Annotated in this window: 8 protein-coding genes; 2 read left to right on the forward strand and 6 right to left on the reverse strand. The window is 61.3% G+C overall.

Features of this window, described 5'->3' with window-relative positions; genetic code table 11:
• Positions 1 to 39 precede the first annotated feature (39 nt).
• On the forward strand, positions 40 to 528 hold the full coding sequence (locus ACTH3D_RS11625; RefSeq protein ID WP_441667282.1) for a phosphatase PAP2 family protein: 489 nt from the start codon (positions 40 to 42) through the stop codon (positions 526 to 528).
• Here the strand turns inward: ACTH3D_RS11625 and rluB are convergent.
• From rluB to ACTH3D_RS11650, 5 genes are all read right to left on the reverse strand, one after another.
• Positions 511 to 1,377, reverse strand: coding sequence for a 23S rRNA pseudouridine(2605) synthase RluB (gene rluB / locus ACTH3D_RS11630; protein WP_441667284.1), 867 nt, complete (start codon positions 1,375 to 1,377; stop codon positions 511 to 513). The two genes, ACTH3D_RS11625 and rluB, sit on opposite strands and share 18 nt — an antisense overlap.
• Positions 1,374 to 2,285 carry an SMC-Scp complex subunit ScpB gene (scpB, locus tag ACTH3D_RS11635; protein WP_441667285.1) on the reverse strand — a complete coding sequence of 304 codons (912 nt, stop codon included), beginning with the start codon at positions 2,283 to 2,285 and terminating at the stop codon, positions 1,374 to 1,376. Before scpB ends, rluB begins: the two co-directional genes overlap by 4 nt.
• Positions 2,282 to 3,247: a segregation and condensation protein A gene (locus ACTH3D_RS11640; RefSeq protein WP_441667286.1), complete on the reverse strand. Its 966-nt coding sequence runs from the start codon at positions 3,245 to 3,247 to the stop codon at positions 2,282 to 2,284. The genes scpB and ACTH3D_RS11640 overlap by 4 nt, the downstream gene beginning before the upstream one ends.
• Positions 3,248 to 3,390: 143 nt before the next feature.
• Entirely contained in the window at positions 3,391 to 5,205 is a 1,815-nt protein-coding gene (locus ACTH3D_RS11645) for a DEAD/DEAH box helicase (protein WP_441667290.1), read from the reverse strand.
• A gap of 25 nt (positions 5,206 to 5,230) precedes the next feature.
• Positions 5,231 to 6,052: an enoyl-CoA hydratase-related protein gene (locus ACTH3D_RS11650; RefSeq protein ID WP_441667287.1), complete on the reverse strand. Its 822-nt coding sequence runs from the start codon at positions 6,050 to 6,052 to the stop codon at positions 5,231 to 5,233.
• A 223-nt stretch (positions 6,053 to 6,275) separates the two neighbouring features.
• Between ACTH3D_RS11650 and ACTH3D_RS11655 the strand changes: the two genes are divergently transcribed.
• Positions 6,276 to 6,500, forward strand: a complete 225-nt coding sequence (locus ACTH3D_RS11655; protein WP_441667288.1) for a hypothetical protein — start codon at positions 6,276 to 6,278, stop codon at positions 6,498 to 6,500.
• 169 nt (positions 6,501 to 6,669) lie between these two features.
• Here the strand turns inward: ACTH3D_RS11655 and purL are convergent.
• The coding region (purL, locus tag ACTH3D_RS11660; protein ID WP_441667289.1) for a phosphoribosylformylglycinamidine synthase at positions 6,670 to 8,651 on the reverse strand (1,982 nt) is incomplete at its 5' end.

Raw genomic sequence — 8,651 nt, forward strand, 5'->3', positions numbered from 1 at the left:
TGGTAAAGCGCTACGAGGCCCGTCGTAGAGCGGTTTTTCATGCATTTTCCCTGGCGCGACCCCAAAGGCGGCTGGTCGCGCTGGTTCGGTATCGGCGTCACTATGGTCTTGACGGCGGGCGTCACGGCGCTGCTGGTGCGCTTTCTGGTGACGTACACCCACGAAAGCCCGACTCTGCGTTACCCAGACTCCACTCGAATCACTGAGCTGGTAAATTTTTCCACCAAGGCAGTCTCCAACAGCAGCTTCCCCGGCGACCACGGCATCATGGCGATGATTTTCACCGGTTTCATGCTCAAGTTCGGTGACCGCCTGGTTCGCGCGCTAAGCCTTGTAGTCATGATACTGGCCGCAGCGCCACGGGTTGTGGTCGGCGCACACTGGTTCACCGACATCCTTGTCGGCTCATTGGCGATTGTGCTGCTAATTCTACCCTGGGTGCTGTGTACCCCCCTGGCAGACCGCTGCACCAATGCCATCAGCACTTATGTGCAGCGGGTGACGGGCAAATCAGCGCCGCGAGCGTGAACGGGGCTTGCGGATGCCCTGAACCGGCTGACGCTTGTTGCTATCACGCTTCCACTGCTTCTGTTCGCTGGGCGTCAGTACCGGCACGGCGCGCTTGGTCAGCCCGGCCATCGCCGATAGATCATCCACTTCGTCTTGGTTCAGCTCAACCCACTCTCCAAGCTTGACGCGCTTGTCCAGGAAGATGTTGCCATAGCGCACGCGCTTGAGTCGGCTGACGGTCAGTTCCTGTGACTCCCACAGCCGACGCACTTCACGGTTACGCCCTTCCATGATGACCACATGAAACCAGGTGTTGATGCCTTCGCCACCAAACTCTTGAACATCGGTAAAGCGGGCCGGGCCGTCTTCAAGCATGACGCCTTCGGTCATGGCGACAACGTGCTGCTTTTCCACTTTGCCCATGACCCGTACCGCATACTCGCGCTCGATCTCGGTAGAGGGATGCATCAGCCGGTTGGCCAGCTCGCCGTCAGTAGTAAACAGCAGCAGGCCACTGGTGTTGATATCCAGGCGGCCAATGACTATCCAGCGCTCACCCTTGAGCCGGGGCAGGCGATCAAAGACTGTGCGCCGCCCTTCCGGGTCCTTGCGGGTACACAGCTCGCCTTCGGGTTTGTTGTACATGATAACCCGGCGCGGCACGTCATCGGCACTACGCAGGCCTACCGGACGGTCGTCCAGGGTGACCTGGTCGCGCATGTCGATACGGTCGCCCAGGTTGGCTACCTTGCCGTTTACCTTGATCCGGCCTTCGGCAATCACGCCTTCCATTTCACGACGCGAGCCAAGGCCCGCGCGAGCCAGCACTTTTTGCAGCTTTTCGGTGGGGGGAGTCGATTGTGTCATTGATCGTCAATCTCACTGGTAGTGGATTCCGTGCCCGTGGCGTCATTGTCGTCAAGAGTGTCCTCAAGAACGTCGTCATCGGCCTGTTTTTCTGAACGAGCACGTTCGGACAGCCGCGCCTGCAAGTCAGCAAAGCTCAGCGTTGTCCGCTCGGACGCCATCCCGGCGTGTGGGTCGTCGGCCATCCCGGCCGTCATTTGTTCAGCTTGTGTTTCTGGTGCTTTTTCTGACTTTGGCTCTGGCTCAAGCTCTGTTTCTGGCTCTACTTCAACTTCCGTATCGCTGTCGTTCTCGTCCAGAGGCTCGTCAGCCTGGGCCAGCAGCTCGTGCTGGGGTGGTGGCGGCGTGGCTTCCTCTTCGGCAAACTCTTCCTCAAACGCCTTGAGCTCGTGCATCGGCGGCAGCTCATCCAGCGTTTTCAGACCAAAGTCATCAAGAAAGCCGCGGGTGGTGGCATACACCGCTGGCCTGCCTGGCACGTCGCGATGTCCGACCACACGCACCCAGCCGCGCTCTAGCAGGGTGCGCATGATCGAGCCGCTGACGGCGACACCGCGCACATCTTCAATATCACCGCGGGTCACCGGCTGACGATATGCAATCAGCGCCAAGGTTTCGAGCAGCGCCCGCGAGTAACGTTGGGGGCGTTCGTCCCACAGTCGAGAAACCCAGGGTGACAGCCGTGGCCGGATGCGCAGCTGATAGCCGGAGGCCGTTTGCAGCATTTCCATGGCGCCGCCTTCATGGCGCTGGCCGACACGCTCCAGTGCACCGCGCAGGCTCTGCCGCGGGGGCCGCTCGTGGTCGTCAAAAAGCACATCAAGACGCTCAAGTGACAGCGGCTCGCCAGCGGCCAGCAGCGCCGCTTCCAGAATATCTTCCAGCAGGCTTGGCGGCTCAGCGCTCACTCAAACATCTCCTCGTCGTCATACAGAGCATCATCCGGTAACACTCCTTGCGGATCTGCCTCGTCGGCAAAGACGCTTTCATCGTCCTGAGCACTTTCTGGATCGCTCTCGTAGGGGGTTTCGCCGTCGTCGGCGGACACCCGACCGCGCACGTGAATAGGTGACAGCGGTACATTCTGGACGATTTCTATCATGGCTTCCTTGGCCAGTTCCAGAATTGCCATGAAGGTCACCACCACGCCGGCGCGCCCTTCCTCTAGACTGAACAGCGCCTCGAACGGCGTGTAATGCTGGTGGTCCAGCTGCGCCATGATCGCCAGCATACGTTCACGAGTAGACAGCGCCTCACGGCTGATCTGGTGCGACTGGTTCAGTTCGGCACGCCGCAGAATACCGGCCAACGCAGTCAGCAACTCGTCGAGCTCGACATCCGGATGCACCACGCGGGAATCCAGCGGCGGCAGCGCGGCACTGGCAGGAAACCAGTCACGGCCCAGCCGGGGTAGCTCGCCCAGGCTTTCAGCCGCGTGTTTAAGGCGCTCGTACTCCTGCAGACGTCGGATCAGCTCAGCCCGGGGGTCTTCACCTTCGTCGTCGTCACTTTCCTTAGGTGGACGTGGCAACAAAGTGCGCGATTTGATCTCTGCCAGGGTCGCGGCCATCAACAGATACTCGCCAGCCAGCTCGATTTCCATAGAGGTCATCAGCTCAATGTAGGCGATGTATTGGTGGGTGATAGCTGCAACGTCGATACTGAGAATGTCGAGGTTATGACGCCGGATCAGGTACAGCAGCAAATCCAACGGCCCCTCGAAGGCTTCGAGGAAAACTCGCAGTGCTTCAGGCGGAATATACAGGTCATCGGGCAACTCCAGGATTGGCTCATCGAACAGACGACCCAAAGCCCCGGCCTGCTGGGCCGCTTCAGGGCTGCCGTGCTCAGGCCTCAGGGTATCGGTCATATCAGTCTGGTTTGCAGCATCGCTCAAACTCAAACAGGAGCCTCTCAGGAGAACGCGAGATCAACGCGGCAGTTTACAAGCCCGCCAGATGGCAAGCCAGCTTTGTGTGCTTCACGGGTGTGCATCAGCACACTGTCGGCGGACTAGCCTGCCGTGTCGGCCAGACGATAGCGCCCAGTATAGTCGAACAGCTTGCGGCGTATCTGCCAGTAGCGCCCTGCCTTGCGACCGATGACGAAGTCGGGCGCGCGCAGCCGATGCTGCTCAGCCACAACCTCTTCAGGACGGGTCGGGCTCCAGGCAATGCCGGGCGCGCGCAAATGGTCGCGCAGAAACACTAAGGCAAAGGCGGCGCGCTGGGGCGGTGTTTCCAGTGCAAACCATTCACTCAGCGTAGCGCCATCTTCATCGTGATAGGTGATCTTGAGCCGCGCCAGCCCACGGCCGTTAACGGTTGCCTCAACCTGCATGCCGCTGACCCGCAACACCCGAGCATCGCGCAGCTTGAGTGCTTCGCGCAACGCCTTATCGGCATCGACCAGCAGCGCCTGGCAACCGTGGCACTGGCGGGCGGCGATGTCGTTTTCGGCGCCGCATTCACTGCAGGTTTTGAAGCGGAAGCGAAAGTCGCATTGCTGCTTCTTCTTGCTGTCGCCCGACGCCACATTCGCGGGAACTTCAATCAACCCCTGGCAGCGCCGCCCGAAGTGTTCGATTACCACATCACCCTCGCGCCGCCCCCAATAGAGATTGGCGTGGCCACAGGCCGGGCATTCCACCTGCACCGGCTCGGTGCCGCTGTCGGGCTGGGCGCTGCCGACTTCCGGGGCGTAGAGATCCCAGGGGTTACCGGCGTAATCGAGAACTAGACAGTCCTGCTTGCCGGGCGACAGCCGCAGGCCGCGACCAACGATCTGCTGGTAGAGGCTGACCGACTCGGTAGGCCGAAGAATGGCAATCAGATCCACATGGGGCGCATCAAAGCCGGTGGTCAGCACCGACACATTAACCAGATACTTGAGCTGGCGGGCCTTGAAGGCGGCAATCAGCGCTTCGCGCTCGGGGGTGGGCGTGGCACCGGTAATCAGCGCGGCCTGGGCTGCGGGCAAATAGCTAAGAATCTCAGTGGCGTGGGCGACGCTGGCGGCAAAAATCATCACGCCCTGGCGCTGCCGGGCCTGGGCCATGACGTCTTCGATGATGCCCGGGGTGACACGGTTGCCGGCGGTCACCCGATTTAGCTCATCTTCACGGAACAGCCCGCCGCTGCCCGGCATCAGCGCTGAGAAGTTGTAGCGTTCCACAGCCACATCGACCGGTGTGGGCGGCACCAAATACCCCTGTTTGACCATCAGCCGTAGCGGTAGCTCGAACACGCAGTCGCGGAAGAAGCAGTCGTCAGCGCCGCGCACCATGCCGTGGTGATGGCGATGGTAGATAAAGCCCTGGCCGAGGCGATACGGCGTAGCGGTCAAGCCCAGCACCTTGAGCCTGGGGTTGGCGCGGCGCAGGTGAGCGATGACGCGATGATAGCTGCTGTCGGTATCCTCGGAGACGCGGTGACACTCGTCGATGATCAGCAGCGTGAAACCGGCGGCGCTGGCGTCTTCCTGTTCACTATTCTGCTTGCTTCCGAAGCGCTCCAGATTAGGCAGCACCGACTGCACTGAGCCGAACACCACCTGGCGGCGACTTTCCTTGCGCCCCAAGCCGGCACTGAAGATATCGGCCTCCAGCCCGTAGGCCTGGAACTTAGCGTGATTCTGCTCAACCAGCTCGCGCACATGAGCCAACACCAGCACCCGGCCACGCGCCAGCCGCGCCAGCTCGGCTATCACCAACGACTTGCCGCTGCCGGTGGGCAGCACCACCACGGCGGGGTCGTCACTTCCGCGAAAATGCGCTATTACCCGGCTGACGGCGTCTTTTTGATAGGGCCGCAGCTGGGGCGGCTGTATCGGCAGCGGGTGAGCTAGCTGGGCGTCAGTCAAATCGTGCAACCCTGCCCTGCAAACGGGCGGCGACCGCTTCCTGCTGCTCGGCGCTACCCAACAGCCCACTCTGCAAGCGCGCCTCCAGCGCCAGCCGATCTCTCTCGCTCAAATCGGGCGACTGCTGCATCAGCTCGCTGAAGGCCGCCACGGCGCGCGGTGAACGCGCGGCGATGGCCTGAGCAGCGTCCATGGCCGCCTGTTGCGGGTCATCAGCCAAGCGACTGACCAGCCCCAGGGTGAGGGCTTCATCTGCCGCTATCTTGCGGCCGCTCCAGGCCATCTCGCAGATCACATCGGAACGCATACCGTCGGCGGTCACACTGATGCCCATGTCCGGCATGATGCCCCAGTCAATCTCAAGCAGCGCCAGACGTGCCTGTGGGTGAGCAATACGGATATTGGCACCCAGCGCAATCTGCAACCCGCCGCCGTAAACATGGCCCTGCAGCGCCACTAGCACCGGTACCCCCAGCTCGCGCCAGCCCAGCGCCAGACGCTGTACCGGATTAATGCCGTCGTCGGCGGCCTTGAGTAACCACGGCAACCGCTGGGGTTGGGTCATGATGTCGGCCATGTCCAGCCCGGCACAGAAGCTTTCGCCCTCACCAGCCAGTACCAACGTGCGAATGTCGCCGGGCTGTTCCTGAAGATGCTGAGCTAGACAGCGCTGAGCTTCCAGCAGGCCATCAATCATTGCCCAGTCCAAGCCATTGTGACGGTCGGCTCGCAGCAGGCGCACCTCAGCTACGTGTTCGGCAATGGAAAGCTGTATCCTTTCATGCAGCAGCTGTTGGGTAGGTGAATGGGACATAGCAGACTGACTCCTGGGAGGTTTTCCTTGAGTGTGTCGGGAAACGGGCCAGTATTCAAACAGTCGTTTCATGGCGTAACAGGTCAAGACACCGCCCCTTAAAAGGGTCAACGACTTGCATCACCCACTCAAACTTAATGACAATGAGCGCATACTCAGGGCAAGGCCTCGTGAAACACCCTGATGCGCTGCAATACACCAGCAACCAACAAGGAGTAACAAGATGCAAGCCAAGACAAGCCCCGCATGCCCCAAGTGCGGTAGCATGTACAAGCGTTTTCCCCCAGGCCGCCAGGGTCAATACCACGTTTTCTGCGAAGAATGCAGTCACGACTTCGGCCGCTTTGACCACCTTCAGGCCCAGTTCAACAGCGTGCTTGATGAGCTGGAGTCACATCTGAAAACGCTTCACCCTGACGAAGCTGAAAGCAAGCCCAAGGGCGAGTGAGCTGTTTTACCTGAGGCAAACACATCCAAGGCGCCTCTCGGCGCCTTTCGCTGCCTGAAGAGCGTCCCTAAAAACTCCTTCAGAAACAGCCACATGCAGCGGTTTTCGTAGAAGCAGCGCTTGTGCTGCGACCCGCCGCGCAGCGGCGGCGAGTCAGTCTTCGCCACTGTTATCCCACCCAAACCCGTGCGTTACGGAACAGCCGCATCCAGGCGCCATCCTGGGTCCATTCGTCGGGGCGCCAAGAGTTGGTCACAGCACGCACGACGCGCTCGGGGTGCGGCATCATGATGGTGACGCGGCCATCCGGGGTGGTCAGACCGGTAATGCCCGAAGGGGAGCCATTGGGATTGGCCGGGTAGCGGGTAGTGGCCTGCCCGTAGTTGTCGGTGAAGCGCAAGGCGACATGCCCGCCATTCTGAATACTGCGAAGGTGGGCGCTGTCGCGGAACTCGGCGCGCCCTTCGCCATGGGCGACGGCGATCGGCAGCAATGAACCCTCCATTCCCGAGAGCAGTACCGAGGGGCTCTCTTCTACCCGCACCATGGCGACCCGTGCCTCGAACTGTTCGGACTCATTACGCATGAAGCGCGGCCAATTTTCGGTGCCGGGAATCAGCTCAATAAGCTGGGACAGCATCTGACAGCCGTTGCACACGCCCAGGCTAAAGCTGTCTTGCCGCGCAAAGAAGTCGGCAAATTCGTCCCGTGCCCGCGGGTTAAACAGGATCGACTTGGCCCAGCCGCCACCGGCGCCCAGCACGTCGCCGTAGGAGAAACCACCACACGCTACCAGCCCCTTGAAATCAGCCAAGCTGACGCGGCCTTCAAGGATATCGCTCATATGCACGTCTACAGCCTCGAAGCCAGCGTGGTCGAAAGCCCAAGCCATTTCGAGGTGGCCGTTGACGCCCTGTTCGCGCAGCACCGCCACGCTCGGGCGGGCAAGGTTGATGAAGGGCGCACTGATGTCCTCATTTACATCAAAGCTTGGCACCGCCGACAGCCCCGGGTCGCGACTGTCCAGCAGGCTGTCGAACTCGCTCTTGGCACATTCGGCGTTGTCGCGCAGTGCCTGCAGGCGGTAGCTGGTTTCGGCCCAGGTGCGCTGGGTCAGCAGCCGCGAGACTTCAAGTAGCGGCGTTTCAAACAGCGTGACGCGAACCTGATCGTCGTAACGTGGCCGAGCGATAACACCACAGGTTTCAAGGCCTGCAGCGGCGAACTGCGTCAGCACAGCTTCGGTGTGCTCACGGGATACCTGGATCACTGCACCGAGCTCTTCGGCGAACAGTGCATCCACAGCCTCAGCGGGCTCGTCCACCAGCCAGTCGAGCTTGATCTCCAGACCGCCATGGGCGGCGAAAGCCATTTCCAGCAGGGTCACCAGCAGGCCGCCGTCGCTGCGGTCATGGTAGGCCAGTAGTTTGCCTTCGGCGTTCAGCCCCTGAATCACTGCGAAGAAGGCCTTGAGGTCTTCCGGGTCGTCGAGGTCGGGGCAATCGTCGCCTACCTGGCCATACACCTGGGCCAGCGCCGAGCCGCCCAAGCGGTTCTTGCCGTGCCCCAGGTCGATCAGGATCAGGTCGGATTCGTCCTGGTCCATACGCACCTGCGGCGTCAGGGTGCGCATGGCGTCGGTGACCGGTGCAAAGCCGGTGATAACCAACGACAGCGGCGAGGTCACACTCTTGTCTTCGGTCTCGCCATCCGCGTTGGTGTCCTGCCAGGCCGTGCGCATGGACATGGAGTCTTTGCCCACTGGTACAGCGATATCAAGTGCCGGACACAGCTCCATGCCCACCGCATGCACGGCGTCATACAGTGCCTGGTTTTCGCCGACGTGGTTTGCCGCACTCATCCAGTTGGCGGAGAGTTTGATATCACCGAGCTTTGCGATGGGTGCGGCGGCCATGTTGGTGATGGTTTCGGCTACCGCCAGTCGGGCGCTGGCGGCTGGGCTGATCAGTGCCACCGGCGAACGCTCGCCCATGGCCATGGCTTCACCGGTATGGGTGTCGAAGGTGGCGGTCGTGACGGCGACGTCAGCCACCGGTACCTGCCAGGGTCCGACCATCTGATCGCGCGCCACCATGCCAGTGATCGAGCGGTCACCGATGGTAATCAAAAAGCTCTTGGAGGCCACTGCAG

The organism is Halomonas sp. (assembly GCF_052095765.1).
Classification (GTDB): Bacteria; Pseudomonadota; Gammaproteobacteria; order Pseudomonadales; family Halomonadaceae; genus Halomonas.